This is a genomic window from Chitinophaga sp. G7 BAM 1005 (assembly GCF_057126945.1).
Genome location: NZ_CP181478.1, coordinates 1,356,655 through 1,376,216, shown reverse-complemented (window position 1 = coordinate 1,376,216; position 19,562 = coordinate 1,356,655). Strand labels below are relative to the sequence as shown.

16 protein-coding genes are annotated in these 19,562 nt (G+C 48.1%); 12 read left to right on the top strand and 4 right to left on the bottom strand.

Annotated features, from left to right (window positions below; all coding sequences use genetic code 11):
• Positions 1–6: 6 nt before the first annotated feature.
• From ACMXI2_RS05505 to ACMXI2_RS05495, 3 genes are all read right to left on the bottom strand, one after another.
• On the bottom strand, positions 7–3,486 hold the full coding sequence (locus ACMXI2_RS05505) for a SusC/RagA family TonB-linked outer membrane protein (RefSeq protein ID WP_483780696.1): 3,480 nt from the start codon (positions 3,484–3,486) through the stop codon (positions 7–9).
• 127 nt (positions 3,487–3,613) lie between these two features.
• Positions 3,614–4,657 carry a FecR family protein gene (locus ACMXI2_RS05500; RefSeq protein WP_483780695.1) on the bottom strand — a complete coding sequence of 348 codons (1,044 nt, stop codon included), beginning with the start codon at positions 4,655–4,657 and terminating at the stop codon, positions 3,614–3,616.
• Positions 4,658–4,753: 96 nt separating this feature from the next.
• On the bottom strand, positions 4,754–5,341 hold the full coding sequence (locus ACMXI2_RS05495) for an RNA polymerase sigma factor (RefSeq protein WP_483780694.1): 588 nt from the start codon (positions 5,339–5,341) through the stop codon (positions 4,754–4,756).
• A gap of 196 nt (positions 5,342–5,537) precedes the next feature.
• Here ACMXI2_RS05495 and ACMXI2_RS05490 point away from each other — a divergent pair, with 196 nt between their 5' ends.
• The 10 genes from ACMXI2_RS05490 to ACMXI2_RS05445 all read left to right on the top strand — a co-directional run bounded on the left by ACMXI2_RS05490 (position 5,538) and on the right by ACMXI2_RS05445 (position 14,644).
• Positions 5,538–6,317 carry a (Fe-S)-binding protein gene (locus ACMXI2_RS05490; RefSeq protein WP_483780693.1) on the top strand — a complete coding sequence of 260 codons (780 nt, stop codon included), beginning with the start codon at positions 5,538–5,540 and terminating at the stop codon, positions 6,315–6,317.
• 23 nt (positions 6,318–6,340) lie between these two features.
• Positions 6,341–6,847 carry a hypothetical protein gene (locus ACMXI2_RS05485; protein WP_483780692.1) on the top strand — a complete coding sequence of 169 codons (507 nt, stop codon included), beginning with the start codon at positions 6,341–6,343 and terminating at the stop codon, positions 6,845–6,847.
• A gap of 239 nt (positions 6,848–7,086) precedes the next feature.
• Positions 7,087–8,499 (top strand): tRNA (N6-isopentenyl adenosine(37)-C2)-methylthiotransferase MiaB, encoded by a 1,413-nt coding sequence (miaB, locus tag ACMXI2_RS05480; protein WP_483780691.1) that lies wholly within the window; start codon positions 7,087–7,089, stop codon positions 8,497–8,499.
• 55 nt (positions 8,500–8,554) lie between these two features.
• The gene (locus ACMXI2_RS05475; protein ID WP_079468558.1) at positions 8,555–9,793 is read left to right on the top strand and encodes a sigma-54 interaction domain-containing protein; all 1,239 of its coding nucleotides are present in this window, start codon (positions 8,555–8,557) and stop codon (positions 9,791–9,793) included.
• Between the two features lie 24 nt (positions 9,794–9,817).
• Positions 9,818–10,339 carry an LPS assembly lipoprotein LptE gene (gene lptE, locus ACMXI2_RS05470; protein WP_483780690.1) on the top strand — a complete coding sequence of 174 codons (522 nt, stop codon included), beginning with the start codon at positions 9,818–9,820 and terminating at the stop codon, positions 10,337–10,339.
• A 33-nt stretch (positions 10,340–10,372) separates the two neighbouring features.
• Positions 10,373–11,365 (top strand): hypothetical protein, encoded by a 993-nt coding sequence (locus ACMXI2_RS05465; protein ID WP_483780689.1) that lies wholly within the window; start codon positions 10,373–10,375, stop codon positions 11,363–11,365.
• 5 nt (positions 11,366–11,370) lie between these two features.
• Complete coding sequence (gene secG / locus ACMXI2_RS05460; protein ID WP_079468561.1) at positions 11,371–11,733, top strand: preprotein translocase subunit SecG; 363 nt, start codon at positions 11,371–11,373, stop codon at positions 11,731–11,733.
• 132 nt (positions 11,734–11,865) lie between these two features.
• On the top strand, positions 11,866–12,918 hold the full coding sequence (mltG, locus tag ACMXI2_RS05455; RefSeq protein WP_483780688.1) for an endolytic transglycosylase MltG: 1,053 nt from the start codon (positions 11,866–11,868) through the stop codon (positions 12,916–12,918).
• A gap of 14 nt (positions 12,919–12,932) precedes the next feature.
• Entirely contained in the window at positions 12,933–13,883 is a 951-nt protein-coding gene (locus tag ACMXI2_RS05450) for a YihY/virulence factor BrkB family protein (protein ID WP_483780687.1), read from the top strand.
• 152 nt (positions 13,884–14,035) lie between these two features.
• A complete protein-coding gene (locus ACMXI2_RS05445) occupies positions 14,036–14,644 on the top strand; it encodes a redoxin family protein (protein WP_483780686.1) in 609 nt (202 codons plus the stop codon).
• A gap of 2 nt (positions 14,645–14,646) precedes the next feature.
• On the opposite strand, the gene ACMXI2_RS05440 is transcribed toward ACMXI2_RS05445, so the two are convergent.
• Positions 14,647–17,178, bottom strand: a complete 2,532-nt coding sequence (locus tag ACMXI2_RS05440; RefSeq protein ID WP_483780685.1) for a M14 family metallopeptidase — start codon at positions 17,176–17,178, stop codon at positions 14,647–14,649.
• A gap of 129 nt (positions 17,179–17,307) precedes the next feature.
• On the opposite strand from ACMXI2_RS05440, the gene ggt reads away from it, so the two are divergent.
• On the top strand, positions 17,308–19,014 hold the full coding sequence (gene ggt / locus ACMXI2_RS05435; RefSeq protein WP_483780684.1) for a gamma-glutamyltransferase: 1,707 nt from the start codon (positions 17,308–17,310) through the stop codon (positions 19,012–19,014).
• Between the two features lie 15 nt (positions 19,015–19,029).
• Positions 19,030–19,557 carry a DUF1572 family protein gene (locus tag ACMXI2_RS05430; RefSeq protein ID WP_483780683.1) on the top strand — a complete coding sequence of 176 codons (528 nt, stop codon included), beginning with the start codon at positions 19,030–19,032 and terminating at the stop codon, positions 19,555–19,557.
• Positions 19,558–19,562: the final 5 nt, after the last annotated feature.

Sequence of the window (19,562 nt, the reverse complement as noted above, 5' to 3'; positions counted from 1 at the left end):
ATGATTTTAGAACCTTGTTTGAAGTGAAAAAGTGAAGCTCCTGGCAAACGGGTAGTCAATACCTCTTTCCGCCTCTACGGTAGACCAGTAGCCGATATCATTCATATTGAGGGAAAGACGGAGGCTTCTCATCTTCAAACGGTTGTAGAATGCTGCAGGCGCTTCATAAGAGAGGTACAGCGATTTAAATTCCAGCCTGTTTTCTTTTTGTACAAAACGGGAAGAGGCCCTCGTCAGTGATTGATCAGCAATGTCTTTGTAGAAAGTAACATCACCCGGCTGCTTCCATCTGTCAGTTAACACGCGGGAGTCTACGTTAAATCTCGGGTCTGCATTTTCCACGCGGTCCAGCAGTGTCTGGTTGTAGTAGTCGCCGCCAAACTTAGTGTAGAAGCTCACTTCCAGCATCCAGCTTTTATACACTATGTTACCGCCGAAGAACCCTTCCAGCTTAGGTGTCTGATCTCCTACCGGCACGGTATTCTTCACATCGTATACATAGGTTTTAGTACCATCGGGGTTCAGGAAAATTTCCTTGCCGTTTTCAGGATCAATCCCCAGCGATTTTACCGCGTAAATGGTATTCATGGATTGTCCTTCTTTATAGCGCAGCAGTGATAAAGATTTCAGTTCATCCTTTTCACTCTGTTGCTTATCGATATCATCATTATAGGCTTTCAGCGCATTGGATATTTTGGTGATCACGTTGGTGTTATGCACCATGTTCACCCAAAGGTTTACAGACATATCGCGTTTGCGGTATACGTTTCCGCGGATATTAAACTCATATCCCTTGTTCACCATTTCTCCCAGGTTCTCTTTGTACTGGTAAAAGCCGGTGGAAGGCGCTACGTTGATATCTGCCAGCAGATCTTTTGTGCGTTTGTAATAATAGCGGGGCGCTACATATAACCGGTCGTGGAACAGGCCGAGTTCTGCACCCAGGTCGTAGTTTTGTGTGCGCTGCCATTTCAGGTTGGAGTTGCCATACGCTTTAAAGTGCGCACCTACACCGGTAGAGTACCAGTCGCCGGTATAGTATTCATAAGTAGTATTGGATAAATAGGCCGGGAAAGATACTTCACCCGTTAAACCGGTGGTGGCTCTCAGTTTCAGCTGCGACACAATGGTGTTGCGCAAAAACTTTTCGTTGTGCAGGTTCCATCCGAGTCCGTACGACCAGAAAGGCGCCATGCGCGCATCTGCCCCGAATTTCGAAGATCCGTCCACGCGCAGGGTGGCATCCATCAGCAGGCGGTTCTGATAGGAGTAGTTAATACTTGCCAAAGCGCCGGCCAGTCTTTCTTCATAAGTTTCGCCGGTAGGCGCTTTATCTTTTTCGTAGGTCCGGGCAAAAGTGATATCAGTAAACCGGTCGTTCGTAAACCCTTGTGCTTTAAAGGTTTTCAAGGAGCTTTTAGCATCCTGCATATTTAAACCGAGTGAAGAGTTGAAGAAGTGATCGCCTATTCCTTTGTTGTAATTCAATACCAGGTTACCATTGTACTGGATCTCATCGCGAACACCGAAAGTGTAGCTGCCACGGTCTTTCAGATCATCGCCGGTTTTATCAAAGAAGTCGTTGCTATAGGGAGAAATGAACTGATCGGCGGTAGAGCGGCGTTTGGTTAAACTGAAATCGCCGCGAAGTCTCAGGGTGTTAGTGATATTATATTCCGCAGAAAATGCGTCCGTAAACTCCAGGTATTCAGATTTGTTGAAGCTGGCCAATGTGGCTTCATACAGAGGATTCAACACGGTATTGAGTTTCATGCCATTGGTCTGGTAATCGGGTACATTCCATTTATCCAGTTCCCGCAGCAGCTTGCCGGTAGAATCAGTTTTAGGGAAATAGGGATTCATGCGGGCATAGGTAGAAAATTCTCCGTAAGGAGATTCACGGCCGTTTACCTGCGAGATGGTGAACTGGTTGCGGAACAGTACTTTATTATCTTTCAGGTTATATTGCAGGTTGGTAGCAAGACTGTAACGATCGCGTCCTGAGCCTTTCATCGCCCCTGCATTGGTTTGATAACGGCCATCGATAATATATTTGAGCGACTGTGATCCTCCTTCCAGCGTAACGGAATGTTTGTGACCGAGATCGGTAGCGAGCGGCTGCGACAACCAGTAAGTGTTTACCCCCGCCAGTACATTCCTGCGTTTGGCGTAGTATTGCATCTGCAGTTCGTCCTCTCCCTGTCCCAATGCGTTTTTGTATACCCCTGACAGTTTCTCATATTCCAGTTTCTGTTCACCGTTGAGCAGGTTGTATGCCGTGAGGTCTGGTGTGGTAACGTTCAGTTCATAGCCATAGGTGAGCGACAGCTTGCCTTCCTTTGGAGGGCGGGTAGTGATTACCAGTACGCCATTGGCGGCACGGGAGCCGTATATCGCGGTGGCTGCCGCATCTTTCAGCAGGGTTACCGCCGCAATCCTGTTGGGATCGAGGTCATATACCGACTGCACCGGAACGGGGTAACCGTCAATCACAAACAGCGGCAGGTTGGGTGTGCTGTTGATCTGGTTGCGGGTGAGTTCCGTGGTTTTGCCGGTGGGCAATGCGGTGGTGCCTCTTACATTGATGTTGGGCAGGGCATTGGGATTTGAACCGGAGAAGTTGTTCTCCACGAGTTTAAAAGAGGGATCGAAAGATTGAATACTGGCCAGTATATTCTGGGGGTTGAATCGTTTTAGCTCTTCTCCCGTAATGGTAACAGCTGATCCGGTGAAATTATCTTTCTTAATGTTCTGATAACCGTTTACTACCACATCTTTCAGCGACTGCATATCAGTAAGCAGGGTAACGGAAATGGACGTACGCTTTCCTGTTTTTATTTCCTGTGTTTTAAAGCCGATGTAGCTGAATACCAGTACGGCGTTATCGGGAACATCTTTCAGTTCAAAGCGGCCATCTGCATTGGTTTGCACCCCATTGCGCGTACCTTTCACCACAATGGTTACGCCCGGGATGGGCACGCCGTCTTCCTGTGTTACCTGTCCTTTCACGGGTGGACGCACGGGTATCTCCTGTACGGGCGCCGGGGTGGTGGTGACTGCAGTTGCTACCGGAGCTGCAACCGGCGCCTGTTGTTTCGGTGCGGAAGCAGGCGGCGCAGGCGCATCTTTCCGGAAGATGATATAATTATCTGTGCCGGCTTCTTCTACCTCCAGGTTTAATGGCTGCAGCAGGCGTTGCAGGTAAGCCTGCATTTTAACCGTGGCCGTTTTGGGCGAAGGAACCGTTGCTTTCAGATCTTTGATGGTATTGCCCGTATAGTTGATCCGTATCTTATACCGGTCTTCCAGTATCGCAATTACCTCCTTCAGAGGAAGCGGCTGCTGCTGTGTAACCGGACGGGTAGTGGCGTACAATACATCATGTTGACGGGGCAAAGGCGCCGCTGTAGCCGGCGACACACAAAGCTGTATCAGCAGGGCCATAGCCATGCTTCCGCCAACACGCCTGGCGTAAAATTCTATCATAGCAATAGATTAGGTTGGTTGAATAATTGTTACCTCGTTATTATGGCTGATTATAATTTCATCGGTGCATAAGTTCCCCCTTCCGGATGCGGCGGGCAGGGCATTGTTTATTATGTCAGTTCAAATACTATTGTTGGTTGATCCTGTATGTATGGGCGCCCGTTTTTGTAACGGTTACCTGTAACGATCTGGATAATGTCCTGAAAAATACGGCTACATTATCTGTAGGTACTGTTCCTGTAAATGTTTGCCTGCCCAGGCTTTCCTCCTGGAGCTCAATAGTGATGCCCAGGTTATCCTGCAGGGATTTGATTACCTCCGTAATTGGCGTATCCGTAAATAATAACTTTTTACTTTGCCAGGAAGAATATACTTCCGGGTCTACTTTTTTATTGGTCAGCTCATTGGTGGTGGCTGAGTAAGTGATCATGTCGCCCGGCTTCATGATGATAGATGCTGCGGTATCGCTTCCGCGGGGATGCAGCGCCAGTTTCACCACGCCGTTGTTCAGTACTACCTGTGTTTGTACACGCCGGGTGTTAACGTTAAAAGCGGTACCGGTTACCTGCACATCCATGTCGCGCGTATGCACTACAAACCGCTGATTATTGCGTTTATGCGTTACCGTGAAAAATGCTTCTCCCTCAATCCATACTTCACGGGCATCTTTCGCATTCCATTTATCCGCGTATCTCACCGATGAATTCACATTGAGCCGGATCTCCGAGCTATCGGGCAACAGGATGGTTTTCAGTTCTCCCATCGCGGTAGCCTGATGTACTTCACCGCCGGAGAACACGAAAAAAGCGGCGGCATACAATACTGCAATACCCGCCAGCACCGCGGCGTAAGGCAGCCATCTTCTGTTCTTTATGGTATTCATTACCGGCTGCAGGGCAAAGAGGCCCGGTTTGCCGGATTTTTCTGTTTTATCGATGGTTTGCACAATGCGGTTCCAGGTATCCGGTGCTGCGGCGGCGCCTGGCGCCCAGGTAGGGGAGCCAATTACCTGCAACCATTGCCTGGCCTGCATTACGGCTTCACGCTTATCCGGATTACTGCCCATCCATTCCTCCCAGAAAGCGGCAGCGCTGGCGTCGTTATCCAGCACCCAGCTCCGGAAAGAAGGTTCCTGCAAAAAATCTGAAATAGTGAATTCCCTGAATCTCATCTTCAATACTTATAGTGTAAAGTAAACCGGTGTTAAAATCTTAGCGTTCCGGCGCCACTTTTTTTTATTTTTTTTCCGCCGCCTTTCAATTGTCTGTTAAACACTCTTTAAAATGGCCATAACAAAGAGGGTGACCAGTTTGTCGCTGTGCTTTTTCAGGAAGCGCAGCGCCTGCGACAGCAGCACATAGGTGGCGTTCACGCTGAGCGACATCAGCGCGGCGGCTTCTTTTGTATCCAGTCCCTGGAAATAACGCAGGTGCAATACCTCCTGCTGCCGCCGTGGCAACTGGTTGATCACTTTTACAAGCTTCTGCTGCCGCTCCCTTTCCGATTCCCGGCCCATGATGATCTGTTCGGGGTTGGTGCTGAAATCGGCCCTGTCCATCGACTGATCAAACATGCTGGGAATATACAGGGGCTTCAGGCTGCGGAGGATATTCCTTTTAAGACTGGCCAGCAGGTAAAAACGGATGGTATCAGTAATGGATAAACGCTCCCGGCTGAACCAGAGTGTCACAAAAAGATCGTGGATACAATCTTTTACGATGGTTTCATCTGCATGAATCTTCATTCCATAGTTGAACAGTGCGGGGAAATGCTGTGTATAAATGAAAGACAATGCATCCTTATCGCCTTCCACTACCTTGATCCATAGCTCCTTATCATTCAGGCTGGCGTACAATTCAGTTTGATTTAAAATTTGTGCGGTTCTATTTTTTATCTTTATATTCAATTCGTCTTAAAGATATAAACAGTAATAATAGTAAGCAAGTGTCGGAATTTAAAGGACACACCGGAATTTTAGACAGTTGCATGACTTTTCGGCTTTTCATTTGATTGCATGCAATCATTTTAGGTATTAATTTAAAATAATAAGAATGCATATTAAGACAATGGCAGAATATGCCGCAAACGGTGAAACCCCGGAAGTGTTGTTCTGGGTGGGATGTGCAGGGAGTTTTGATCAGCGTGCCCAGAAAATAACCCGGGCATTTGCTACCATCCTTGAAAAAGTGGGCGTCCGTTTTGCCATTTTGGGAAAAGAAGAAAGCTGCACCGGGGATCCGGCAAGAAGAGCGGGAAATGAATTTATTTTCCAGATGATGGCGCAGAATAATATCCAGCTGTTGAATATGTATGAAGTAAAAAAGATCGTTACTGCCTGCCCGCATTGTTTTAATACACTGAAAAATGAATATCCCACACTGGGAGGTAACTACGAAGTAATACATCATACCACCTTCCTCCAGTCGCTGATCGATGAAGGAAAAATAAAGATGCAGGAAGGCGGCGCCTTCAAAGGCAAAAAAATTACTTATCATGATTCCTGTTACCTGGGCCGCGCCAATAATATATATGAAGCGCCCCGTAAAGTACTGGAAACACTGGATGCCGAACTCGTGGAAATGAAACGCTGCAAAAGCAAAGGCCTCTGTTGCGGCGCCGGTGGCGCCCAGATGTTCAAGGAGGAGGAAAAAGGCGCCACCCGCATTAACTTTGAGCGCGGACGTGAGGCAGTAGCCACCGGGGCTGCGGTAATCGCCTCCAACTGTCCTTTTTGTATGACCATGCTCACCGATGGCGTAAAAGACGCCGGCAAGGAAGAATCCGTAGAGGTGCTGGATATCGCAGAACTGATCGCAGAGAGCATGAAATGAATCCATTTACCTAAATTTGTGTTATGAACACCAGCAACATCTTCCCTGCAGGCTTTTCTCCCGCCTCCAGGGTTTGGATATACCAGAGCAACAGACCATTCAATGAACAGGAGATACTGGAAATTAACGAACAGCTGCACCAGTTCACCGCACAGTGGAACGCCCACGGCGCTCCCGTAAAAGGCTGGGGACAGGTAGTGCTGAACCAGGTGATCGTATTGATGGCAGATGAATCGCAGACCACCGTAAGTGGCTGCAGTACAGATAGTTCCGTTCGCATTATCAAAAGTATAGAGCAGCAGTACAGCGTTAATATGTTCGACCGCCTCCTGCTGGGCTTCATCGTAAAAGATAAAGTAGAGCTATTGCCTATGGCCCAGGTCGCCTATGCGCTGGAGAAAGGTTATATCGATGAAAATACCATCTACCTGAATAATACCGTACTCACAAGGCAGGAACTGGATACCCAATGGCTGCAGCCGCTGAAAAACAGCTGGATTGCGAAGAAGCTGGGGGTAAAAACCGCGTAATTCAGTCCCGGCGGGCGTTAGCGCTTCAAGTCCACCTTTCCTTCGGGGATACTCCGTGGATACGTCGGGTATAAGGCATAAACCATTCACTGTTTCCGGATCATTAATGTCCTTTTATATAAGATGTATTAGTAACACATCTGCAAAAGCACATTAATCATCCGGAAATACTATTTTCTGCCATTCTGTCATTTTGTTATTTTTATTACCTATTTTTGCCTTCCAAAATTTTTGTCAGGATGCTTGATCTGGATACCAAAGTGCATGATGAAAGTCGCCAGGGAGAAGTTTTTGTTCCTGCAACGACTGGCGCCCAAACATATACTAAAAAATTTTACATTGAAAGCTATGGCTGTGCAATGAATTTCAACGATAGTGAAATTGTTGCCTCCATCCTGGGCGAGGAAGGCTATGGCCCCACCCGCAACGCGGAAGAAGCCAGCCTGATACTGCTCAATACCTGCTCTATCCGCGAAAAAGCGGAACAAACCGTACGTAAACGTCTGACCGAATTCAAAAAAATAAAACAGCAAACCCCCGGCATGCTGGTGGGTGTTTTAGGCTGTATGGCCGAACGCATCAAAGGTAAACTGCTGGAAGAAGAGAAACTGGTAGACCTGGTGGTAGGCCCCGATGCCTACCGTAGCCTCCCTGCCCTGATCGCAGAAGCAGGTACCGGTCAGAAGTCGGTGAATGTATTGCTGAGCCGTGAAGAAACCTACGGGGATATCAGCCCGGTACGACTGGACAACAACGGGGTTACCTCCTTTGTATCCATCATGCGGGGATGTAATAATATGTGCTCCTTCTGCGTGGTGCCATTTACCCGCGGCCGTGAACGCAGCCGCGACGCCTATTCTATTGTCAGGGAAGCGGAAGACCTCTTTGCCAATGGCTACCGCGAAGTAACGCTCCTGGGCCAGAACGTTGATTCCTACTACTGGACCAGCAACGACGGCAGCGAAACCATCACCTTCGCCATGCTGCTGGAAAAAGTAGCGCTCATCAATCCTTTGCTGCGCGTACGTTTCAGCACCTCCCATCCAAAAGACATTACAGATGAAGTACTCTTCACCATGCTGAAGTACGATAACATCTGCAACTATATTCACCTGCCCGTGCAAAGCGGCAGCTCACGCATATTGCAGCTCATGAACCGTACGTATACCCGCGAATGGTATATCAGAAAGGTGGACCGCATCCGTGAACTGATCCCCGACTGTGGACTCTCTACCGACATGATCACCGGCTTCTGTACCGAAACCGAAGATGATCACCAGGAAACGCTCAGTTTAATGCGCTATGCCCGCTACGACCTCTCTTATATGTACTTCTACTCCGAACGTCCGGGTACGCTGGCTGAACGCCGGTATACAGATGATATTCCGGAAGAAGTAAAGAAAAGAAGACTGGCGGAAGTAGTGGCGCTGCACCGCGACATCTCGCAGGAAAACATGCTGAAAGAAGTAGGCAACACCTTCAAAGTGCTGGTGGAAGGCACTTCCAAACGCTCCGATGAGCATCTTTTTGGCCGCAATGATCAGAACAAGGTAATCGTGTTTCCAAAGGAACACTTTAAAAAAGGCGATTACGTAATGGTTAAAGTGGAAAGCTGCACATCAGGTACTTTGATCGGGAAAGCAGTACAATAACAGATAGCAATATGCTGTCTGTATTTTAAACCATCAAACATATGAATAACCGCTTATGGACATACAGGCTATAAAAAACAGGTTTGGCATTATTGGTAGTAGTCCTGCACTCAATTACGCTTTGCAGGTGGCTGTTCAGGTAGCCAATACCGATCTCACGGTACTCATTAACGGTGAAAGTGGTGTTGGTAAAGAGGTTTTTTCACAGATCATTCATGCCCTGAGCGCACGTAAACATAATCCATTTATTGCCGTTAACTGCGGCGCTATTCCTGAAGGCACCATCGACTCCGAGCTTTTCGGCCACGAAAAAGGGTCGTTTACCGGCGCGGTAGACAGCCGTAAGGGATACTTTGAAACCGTTAACGGCGGCACTATTTTCCTCGATGAAATCGGGGAAATGCCAATGGGTACGCAGGCGCGGCTGCTCCGTGTACTGGAAACCGGTGAATATATCCGCGTGGGTTCCTCCAAAGTACAAAAAACAGATGTGCGGGTAGTAGCCGCCACCAACCGTGATCTGCTGGAACGCACCCAACAGGGCAAATTCCGCGAGGACCTTTACTACAGGCTCAACACAGTGCCCATCCGGGTGCCTGCGCTCCGCGACCGTAAAGAAGATATTCCCTTACTGTTCAGGAAATTCTCGGTAGACTTCTCCGAAAAATATAAAACCCCCTCGATACAACTGGATGAAGAAGCCCGTAATATCCTGGTGAACTATCCCTGGAGAGGTAATATCCGCGAACTGAAAAATATTGCAGAACAAATTTCCGTTCTATCTTCTGATAAACTGGTAACTGCCAATGATCTGAAAAGATTCCTCCCCGATCAGCCGGAGGTAAACCGCCTGCCTATGCTGGCAGCGCCGCAACAGAACAGCGATTTTAACAGCGAAAGGGATATCCTGTACAAACTTTTCTTCGATATGAAGAAAGATGTAACAGAAGTAAAGAAAATGTTCTTCGACATCCTGCAAAATCCGAATATGGCCCATGCAGCCGAATATCATGCCGATAATCACGTGCTGCACAGCTATCCCGGCGCTGCAGAAATGAATACGCCTCCCGGCGCAGGACTGGGACCGGCGCAACAGCCCATCATCCTGCCGGATAATAAAATTGATCATCACGAAGAAGTAGAAGAAACATTATCTATTGCCGACAAAGAGAAAGAGCTCATTGTGAAAGCATTGAAAAAGCACAAAGGCAAACGTAAGGATGCCGCACTGGACCTCGGTATTTCCGAAAGAACGCTTTACCGCAAACTCAAAGAATATAATATCGCTGAATAAACGAATCTTAATCTTAGCACCATAATGATCCGCAATATCAAAGTATTTATAGCCATCGGCATGATGGCAATATTGGCAGGTTGCAGCGTAAAGTACTCTACCACCGGCGCCAGTATAGAACAGGGAGCCAGCACCGTGAACGTTCGCTTTATTGAAAACAGGGCGCCCATCAATAACCCGACTTTAAGCCAGAAGCTGACGATGAAACTGCGTGATAAGATCACTTCACAAACCCGTCTTACACAGGTGAACGAAACAGAACCCCGCGCCGATTATGAGTTCAAAGCCACCATTACCGGCTACTCCTTTTCCAATGCCGCGGTAACCAACGTTGACCAGGCAGCTACTTCCAGGCTGAATGTTACCGTAAACGTTACTTTCATTAAAAGGATCGGCGATAAAAAAGGCTTTACCCAATCTTTTTCCCGTTCCGCAGAGTTCCCGGCCACGCAATTGCCCAGCACCGTGGAAAACAATCTGCTGGAAAGCAATATTATTCCCGGTATCACAGATGATATCTTCAACAGGGCTTTTGCAAACTGGTAGTGTGTAATCATTAATTTATTACATTAGCAACCTATGACGGCAAACAGGATTATAGCACATGTGTTTCTACAACCCTCCCTGGAGTTGGTAAATGAAGCAGCAATGGAGCAACTGGTAGCGGATCACCCATATTTTTCCGCAGCCCGCCTCCTGCTGGCAAAAAAAGTATACCAGCAAACCGGCAACCTTCATCACCCCGCTGTAAAAAAAGCACTCCTGTACTCAGATCAGCATCACTATGCTTATCAGCTGATTACAGCAGAACGGGTGTTACAGGTGGTAGAAAACCGCGTAGCCGCCGTTATTCCGGAAGATGCACTCCCGGAGGTAGCAGAAGAACCGGTAATAATTGCTGAACCGGAAGAAGAATATCATACCACGGCCCCCGAAAGGGAGGCGCCCATAGCCATCGCCGATTTTGAACCCGGCGCAGCCAATCATAGTGCCACCACGGAAGTACTGCCACCGCCGGTAGCGATGCCGGCCGCCACAAACGGGCAGGATCATGTGGAGGCTGCAAACGAAGAGGAGGAATCAACTTCCTCCGGGCCTATTAAGATATTCCCGATGGCAGCAGCCGAAGAAGAAACGGAACTGATCTTTCAACCTTTATACACGGACGATTATTTTGCTTACAAAAGGCTCAAAAATCCTGAAGAAGCAGATGATTTAAACGAACAGGGAGCGGCAGAAATGAAGAGTTTTACCTCCTGGTTACGGCAAATGAAGGACAATTTTGCCGGGAAAACCAGCAAAGACTGGTATCACCAGCAGTTACACCGGATGTATGAAGAAGACGAAGAACCGGAAGTTTCTGAAACAGTGGAAAAAATGGCGATGGACTCCATCGTATTCAACAATGATATCGTTTCTGAAACCCTGGCTGAAATCTGGGTACGCCAGCAGCAGTATGGCAACGCGATTAAGATATATCAAAAATTAAGTTTGCTTAATCCCGACAAAAACGCTTATTTTGCGCAAAAGATATTAGACCTAAAGTCAAAAACAGATAAAAATAAACAGTAATTTCTATGTTGATAATTTTTGGTATCCTGATCATATTAGCCTGTGTGTTGTTGGGCTTTTTCGTGCTGATCCAGAACCCAAAAGGTGGCGGACTCTCCGGCAACCTCGGTGGTGTTGGAAATCAGGTGATTGGGGTGCGTCAGACAACTGACGTATTGGAAAAAGGTACCTGGATACTGGCGGCACTGATTGCCATCTTGTGCCTGACTGCTCCTTTCTTTATTGGTAAAGGCAGCAAAGTTCAGCAGGTAGCGCCTAGTGCAGTGGAAAAAGCATCCGCAGGCCAGCCAATTGCGCCTCCGGCACAGTCAACTCCGTTACCAGGTACTACACCTGCTCCGGCGCCGGCTCCCGCTCCCAACAAGTAATTAACACTATCGGAATAATAATATTTGAAACCTCGCCGTTAAAAGCGAGGTTTTTTTTAATGGCATCCGGCGGAGCAATTGAAAAACCTGACTGATCACGCCTTTGCCCACTTGTAACTTCCAACACTATCTATGGCGAAGAAAAGCAAACAATCCAGCGCAAAATCTGTCTGGATAAGACGGATACTGGTCATTGCCGGCTGTTTGGCAGCCGGTGCACTGGTATACACCTCTTACCGCATATTTGGCCCCAATACCAAACCCTTCGGCGACAGCAAATACTTTTATGTGCGCACCAACAGCACCTATACTGCTGTACTCGACGGACTGGAAGAACAAGGCATTATCCGCAACCGCAACAGCTTTAACTGGGTGGCGGAAAAACTGGACTACCCCAACCGCGTAAAAGCAGGACGCTATAAAATTACACGCGGCATGAGCAACTTCGATATTGCCCGCATGCTCCGCGCCGGAAAACAAACGCCGGTAGTACTCGTTATCAATAAACTCCGCACTAAAAACGATTTCGTCAGGAAAATCTCCAACAACCTGGAAGCAGATTCCAATGTAATGCGCTCCCTGATGAATGACCCGGTATACCTCCGCCAGTTTGGCCTGGACACCAACACCGTGATGTGCGCCATCATCCCCAATACTTTTGAGTTTTACTGGAATACCGGCGCAGAAGCCGTATTTAAAAAGATCGAAAAAGAAAGGGAAGAATTCTGGACGCCGGAAAGAAAAGAAAAAGCCGCTAAACTTGGACTCTCGGCCAATGAAGTAACCATTCTCAGCTCCATTGTAGAAGAAGAAACCAATAAAAACGACGAAAAGCCAATAGTCGCCAGCGTATACCTCAACCGCTACCGGAAAGGCATGCGCCTCCAGGCAGATCCCACTGTGAAGTTTGCACTGCAGGACTTCGGACTGAAAAGGATCCGGGAAAATCATACCCTCTTCGATTCTCCGTATAACACTTACCGTTATGCGGGATTACCTCCGGGACCAATTTGTACCCCCTCGGAAAAAACTTTAAATGCCGTATTGAATACTCCGGAAACAGATTACCTTTATTTTTGTGCCAGAGCCGACTTCTCCGGCTATCATGCTTTCGCAGCCACCTATGCCGAGCACCTGATAAACGCAAGAAAATACCAGGCAGAACTGAATAAAAGAGGATTCTAAATAAAATAACAAATTTGGCCTTCAAACCCGAAAACATCATCTTCCGTTCAAAACCCTACCGCCGGCTGGTGGAAAGGACTAAAACACTGATCCTTCCCGGGTTTGAAGGCATCCCGTTATACAACGTACTAAAACATTTCGGACAGGAAACCAAAAGCCGTGGACTGGGAGACCGGGCCAGGGCCATTTCCTTTAACTTCCTCCTGGCCATCCCACCGTTTTTCATCTTCCTGTTCACACTGGTGCCCTACATCCCGGTACAAAACATAGAGCCCACCCTCTACGACCTGGCAGAAGATCTTACCCCCAATTACAACACCTACATGATTGTGCGGGGAATGATCCACGACTTCCTCTACACACACCGCAACGGATTGCTCTCTATCGCCTTCCTGATGGGGTTCTTCTATTCCTCCAACGGCGTAATGGGCATCCTCCGCTCCTTCAGTAAAATACAGGGCGCCGGCTTCCGGAAAAGAAAGTGGTGGCAAAACAGGCTGATAGCCCTGCAACTTACTGCCATCCTGGTTTTCCTGCTGCTCATTACAGTTGCCCTTATCATTGCACAGGGAGCCACCCTCCGCTGGCTGTTCAATATCATTGGCATCCACAGTACATTATTGCGGAACGTGATCGATATAGCCCGGTGGGTACTGATCATTATGCTTTTTTACTCGGTTAACGCAGTACTGTACCGGATTGGCGCCGCTACTACCACCCGCTGGAAATTCATTACCGCCGGCGCCGCCGTAGCCACTATATGCATGATCCTCGTTACCGTCGGATTTTCCTGGTTCGTGAATAATTTTGGTAACTACAACAAAATTTATGGCTCTATCGGTACCATCCTCGTACTCATGCTGTGGGTGTTCTTCAACTCCTTTATCCTCCTCGTTGGATTTGAACTGAATGCCAGCATCAGAACCGTCAGCGACGCAAGGAAAGAAGCATCCCTCCCCGCATAATACAGATTATCAGTGCGTTTCTTTTATTACCTGATAAATATTTTTATCTTATTCCTTTTTATTATATCTTAAACGATTATTTGCCTGAAAAAAAGGCAAGAATATCCTGTAGCATTTTACTATATTTAGTCAGGACCTGAAAACCATTTGCTATGATTAAGGCCACCTTTTATTTATCCTGCTGTACTATTTTACTTTCTTCCTTTCATCCAACCCGGGAAATTCCCCTGGAACCAGGATCTCCCTTACCAAAATCAGAAGTTGCCTGTACCGATATTTCCGGAAAAGAGATTTCATTAGCCGCAGCAAAAGGCGCTAATGGGTTACTGGTCATCTTTGGCAGTAATCAGTGTCCGTACATGCTGCGCAACCAGGAGCGGCTGCGTAACATCTGCCAGTATGCATCAAAAAACAAGATCGGCGTAATTATGGTGAACTCAAATGAAGCCGCGCGTACCGGCAGTGAATCCTTTGCCGCCATGAAGCAGTACGCATCCTCACAGCAATTCAGCTGGTATTATGTGATAGATAGAAATGCGGTGCTGGCCAATGCTTTCGACGCCAACCATACGCCCGAATGCTTCCTGTTTGATAAAAAAAACCGGCTCGCTTATAAGGGAGGAATTGATGATAGTCCGGGTAATGCAGACGCTGTAAAAACGCGCTTCCTCCAAAATGCCATCAATGAAATGCTGGCTGGTAAACCCGTTAGCATAAACACCTCCCATAGCCTGGGATGCAACATAAAAAGAAACCTTTAAAACTATTGCCCTACCAGGAAAACTGCATTACTAAACAACAGCTTGCCATTTTCCCAGAAACTTCTGAACAAAGGATTATCTGCAAGAATGATAACCGCTCCGTTACCTATTTCTTTCACGCCAAACAACAATCCGTCTTTCAACTGCTGCCGGGTAGATGCTCCCACAAAACCAGTGAGGTAGCTGTCTTTCTTTAACACGCCTACATTCCAGCCACCGCTCTCAATAAACTCATATAAATGGGCGTCCTGTTTCAGCGTGTAATACAAAGCAGGGTAGCCAAAAGCCAGCGGATGTGTTGTATCCAGCTGCACTTTATAAATGGCGCCGGGAATAAACTGTTTAATGCTTTCCCGCTCCCTGTTGGCATAAGGTTTTACCGCATCATACGGATGGGCCGCTGCCGCTTTCTCTTTGGCATCCTTATCTTTCTCCTCTTCTTTCTTCAGTTTAATACCCCATTCGGCACCCGCTACCTGTGCTGCCGCACCTTCCAGTGCAATCAGTTTTCCACCGTTATTCACCCACTCTTTCAGCTTGTCGGTAGCTGCTTTGTCGTCAAACATTTTATAATCTCCATCTGCTAAAATCAATACATCTGTCCGGTCCCAGTTAATATCATCCACATTTCGTTCATCCACTACCGTTACGGGGAAGTCAAGCTGTTGTTCAAAGAAATGCCAGATCTCTCCCATGCCCAGTGAAGAGATGCCTCTTCCTGCCAGCAGGGTTACTTCCGGCTTGCGGATAAACCGGATCTTATCCGAGCCAAAGTCCATTCCTTTATCTACAAAACCTGTGGCCACTGCTTCCAGTGAAATCTTAAAGTGATTGGCCTGCATGGTAATGAACCGGTCGAACTGGTCCCCTTTGGCACTATTTCCCGAACGGGTAATGATCAGCGTACCTGCCGGAAAATCCTTGCCCCCTGCGGTGAACGGCGTTTCTGTAAAGCGTACTTTAATATCGTTTTGCAGTAACGCCGACAGGAATTTCACATCGCGTACACTGTTCCACCTGGCCAGGTAAGCATATGGTTGCTGTATCGACAACGGCGTGTTGTTACGCGCTGCCGGCGCATCTGTTGCTGGTGTTAACGGCTGCTTCACTGCATAGGACGTTAACCCGTAAGCATAAGGCAGCGCCCATGCAGTAATGTCGTAGGTAACGGAATCAGTTAAATGAGACACCGGTTCAAACAATACCCGCAGCATATTGGAATGTGGCTGATAGGCATTGATTACCAGGTCTTCTTTATCGATGGTAAACGTTTCTGTTTTACCGGTAAAATAGTTGAACCCGCTGGCGCTGCCGGCATTGGCGCCAAAGCCAAACGCAATATTATTTTTACGCAACAGTTCAGCCAGCGTATTGAGCTTTTCCGTATTGCCGCCGGCTTTTACCACGTACGATTTATACCCGCCCCCCGGCGTTTTCTGCGCTGCTTCAAAATAGTGGGCGTATTCGCTGATAATCTTCTCCGCCTGTTGGGATGCCACTTCCACGGTAGACATGCTGGTGGTGAAATGATGCGCAATGCGGTCTGTCAGTGTAAGCGTATCGCCGTCCTTTTTCAGCACGGCCACGCCTGCCCTTCCGCTGCCGCCCTGTTCGTACGTCATACCAATAGCGCCGTTATACATGGGATAGGTATCGCCATAGCTGGGATAGAACAGATCGAAACGTTCCTTTGTAAAATACAGCCAGCCCTGCTGATCGAAGTACTTCGCATTATTCCTGCCAATAAGCACCTGCAGCTGGCGTTGCCAGGGCGTAATGGCGTCATGAAAAGGTTCTGCCGCAGGCGCAAAATAATAAGGCGCTTCTATTTCCTGCTCATGAAAATCCACATGCAGCTGTGGCATCCATTGGTTGTACTTCGCTACGCGCTGCTGCGATTCCTTTTGTGTTTGCCAGGCCCAGTCGCGGTTCAGATCAAAGTAGTAATGATTGGCCCTTCCGCCCGGCCAGGGTTCATTATGCTCTCTCGACCAGCGGTTTACATTGGGTGTAACGCTGCGGGTGTTGTTATAGAAGTTCACGTATCTTTCACGTCCGTCGGGGTTAAGGCAGGGGTCAATGATCACTACCGTATTCTTCAGCCATTGCTGCGTTTGTGCATTCCCGTTATTCACCAGTTCATATAATGCCTTCATGGATGCTTCTGTGGAAACGGCCTCATTACCATGCACGTTATAGCTTAGCCATACAATTACCGGCTGGTTGCCGGTGTTGCTGCTTTTTGCGTTAGACATATCCAGGCTGTGTTGCCGGATTTCATCGAGCCGGCCTATATTTCCGGGAGAAGCAACAATTGCCATCATCAGCGGCCTGCCTTCATAGGTAGTGCCATACTGTTCCAGCTTTACGTTCTTCGCTGTAGCTGCTACCTGTTTGAAATAATCTACCACTTTATAATGTGGCGTAAACTGGGTTCCCAGGGGATAACCAAGAAACTGATCGGGTGTTGGCACCTGGGCATCCGCAAAAAAAGCGCCCAGTATAACAACGGCCATTAGTACAAATCTGCGCATAGAAAGCCTGCAATTATTGGATACTGTAAGTTAGGAATTGTTTTCCGGTGATAATTATTAACACCATTTAAATTATTAAATTTCCTATAATTCCCCGCATATCGTTAATTTCGATCCAAACAGATACCCATGCGTTTCCTTATCATGCTGGGGATGACGGTATGCACTTTACATACCGCCTGTGCCCAGCAAATAACAGATGAACTACATCCTTACGATTATAGTATTGAGAAAGATATCAAAGTGTTGCACGGAGCGGTAGTATCTGCGCATCCGCTGGCCAGCCGTGTAGGCGCCATTGTACTGCAACAGGGCGGCAACGCGGTGGATGCGGCAATAGCCACACAGCTTGCGCTGGCTGTGGTATATCCCGGCGCCGGCAATATAGGCGGAGGAGGCTTCCTGGTTGGTCATCTCAAAAACGGCCGGAATATCGCCATTGATTACCGGGAAACAGCCCCTGCAAAAGCGCACCGGGATATGTACCTCGACTCCCTCGGTAATCCCATCACCCAGTTAAGTGTTGATGGCCACCTCGCAGCAGGCGTGCCTGGCACCGTTGCCGGATTATTTGCTGCCATGAAATACGCGAAACTGCCTTTTGCAAAACTCATAGCTCCTGCTATCCGCCTGGCTGAGAAAGGGTTCGTGATCACAGCAGCAGAAGCCAATGGACTGAACCACACCAGGGCCGATTTTGAAAGACTGAACACCAGCAAAACCGCCTTTGTAAGAGAACAACCCTGGAAAGCCGGCGACACACTGGTACAGAAAGAACTGGCACATACCCTCACGCTTATACGAAATAAAGGAGCCGCAGGATTTTACCAGGGAGCAACCGCGGCCAGCATCGTGGCAGAAATGAAACGGGGTAACGGCATCATGACCCTGCAGGATCTCAAAAACTATAAAGCAAAAGAAAGAACAGCAGTAGCCTTTAACTATAAAGGCTATACGATTGTAACCATGCCCCTGCCTTCCAGCGGCGGCATCTGCCTGCAACAGCTGATGGGTATGGTGGAGAACTGTCCCATCTCGCAATGGGGATTCCAGTCGCCACAGGCAGTTCAGCTGATGGTGGAAGCTGAAAGGCGCGCTTATGCCGACCGCGCCCAGTTTCTCGGCGACCCCGATTTTGTAAAGGTGCCTATCTCCCAACTCACCAACAAAAAATACCTGGCTACCCGTATGCAGGACTTTACGCCCGGCAAAGCAGGTTCCAGCGAACATACCCAAGCAGGCGCGCTTCCTGAAAGCGAGGAAACCACGCACCTCAGCATCATCGACGCTGATGGCAATGCAGTAGCGGTAACCACTACCCTCAATGGTCACTTTGGCAGCAGAACGGTAGTGGGCAAAGCTGGCTTCCTGCTCAACAACGAAATGGACGACTTCAGTGTAAAACCCGGCGTACCCAATATGTACGGACTGGTAGGTACCGAAGCCAATGCTATTGCGCCGGCCAAACGCATGCTCAGCTCCATGACGCCCACCCTCGTTTTACAAAAGGACGAAGTGTTGTATTCCCTGGGTACCCCCGGCGGCTCTACCATCATCACTTCCGTTTTTCAAACGTTGATGAATACACTCGAGTTTGGGCTTACCCCATCAGAAGCTATCAACAAACCTAAATTCCATCACCAGTGGCTGCCGGATGAAATTGCCGTGGAAAACGATTTCCCCGACACTACTATCCAGGCGCTGGAAGGAATGGGTTATAAAGTAGTGAAACGCGGCGCTATCGGTCGTACAGAAATTATTAAAAGAGCGCCTGAAAGCCGCTACCTGGAAGCTTCCGGTGATAAACGCGGCGACGACAGCGCAGCAGGATATTAACTTAAAAATATTGACATGTCTATTCAGTCTATCTATTTACAAAGCGTACTAAAACGGCTGGAAATACACCGGGATCTGGGTCTTAAAACCATCGGGCGGCTCAATAAAGACCAGTTGAACTGGCAACCGGACGGGGAGCCGAACAGCATTGCCCAGATCATAAAACACCTGCATGGCAATATGCTGTCGCGCTGGACCGACTTCCTCACCACCGATGGAGAGAAGCCCGGCCGTAACCGCGACCTGGAATTTGAGGGAAACGATCTTACCCACAAACAGCTCCTGCAACTTTGGGACGAGGGCTGGAACTGTATGCTCCTGGCCATCCGCAGCCTCCAGGAAACAGACCTGGACAGGACCGTGTTTATCCGTAACGAACCTCACATCGTGATTGATGCCATTAACCGGCAGCTGGCGCATGTGCCTTACCATGTGGGACAAATCGTATACATCGGGAAAATGATCCTGAAAGACAAATGGGAAAGCCTGTCCATCCCCAAAGGTGGATCTGCAGCTTACAATAAAGAAAAAACAGGGAACTGATCATT

Excerpts from the sequence above, each read along its gene's own strand:
- ACMXI2_RS05430 (WP_483780683.1), top strand. The coding sequence starts at position 19,030 with ATGTCTATTCAGTCTATCTATTTACAAAGCGTACTAAAACGGCTGGAA.
- ACMXI2_RS05465 (WP_483780689.1), top strand. The coding sequence starts at position 10,373 with ATGACGGCAAACAGGATTATAGCACATGTGTTTCTACAACCCTCCCTG.
- ggt (WP_483780684.1), top strand. The coding sequence starts at position 17,308 with ATGCGTTTCCTTATCATGCTGGGGATGACGGTATGCACTTTACATACC.
- miaB (WP_483780691.1), top strand. The coding sequence starts at position 7,087 with ATGCTTGATCTGGATACCAAAGTGCATGATGAAAGTCGCCAGGGAGAA.
- ACMXI2_RS05505 (WP_483780696.1), bottom strand. The coding sequence starts at position 3,486 with ATGATAGAATTTTACGCCAGGCGTGTTGGCGGAAGCATGGCTATGGCC.
- ACMXI2_RS05475 (WP_079468558.1), top strand. The coding sequence starts at position 8,555 with ATGGACATACAGGCTATAAAAAACAGGTTTGGCATTATTGGTAGTAGT.
- ACMXI2_RS05485 (WP_483780692.1), top strand. The coding sequence starts at position 6,341 with ATGAACACCAGCAACATCTTCCCTGCAGGCTTTTCTCCCGCCTCCAGG.
- ACMXI2_RS05445 (WP_483780686.1), top strand. The coding sequence starts at position 14,036 with ATGATTAAGGCCACCTTTTATTTATCCTGCTGTACTATTTTACTTTCT.
- ACMXI2_RS05490 (WP_483780693.1), top strand. The coding sequence starts at position 5,538 with ATGCATATTAAGACAATGGCAGAATATGCCGCAAACGGTGAAACCCCG.
- secG (WP_079468561.1), top strand. The coding sequence starts at position 11,371 with ATGTTGATAATTTTTGGTATCCTGATCATATTAGCCTGTGTGTTGTTG.
- mltG (WP_483780688.1), top strand. The coding sequence starts at position 11,866 with ATGGCGAAGAAAAGCAAACAATCCAGCGCAAAATCTGTCTGGATAAGA.
- ACMXI2_RS05440 (WP_483780685.1), bottom strand. The coding sequence starts at position 17,178 with ATGCGCAGATTTGTACTAATGGCCGTTGTTATACTGGGCGCTTTTTTT.
- ACMXI2_RS05500 (WP_483780695.1), bottom strand. The coding sequence starts at position 4,657 with ATGAGATTCAGGGAATTCACTATTTCAGATTTTTTGCAGGAACCTTCT.
- lptE (WP_483780690.1), top strand. The coding sequence starts at position 9,818 with ATGATCCGCAATATCAAAGTATTTATAGCCATCGGCATGATGGCAATA.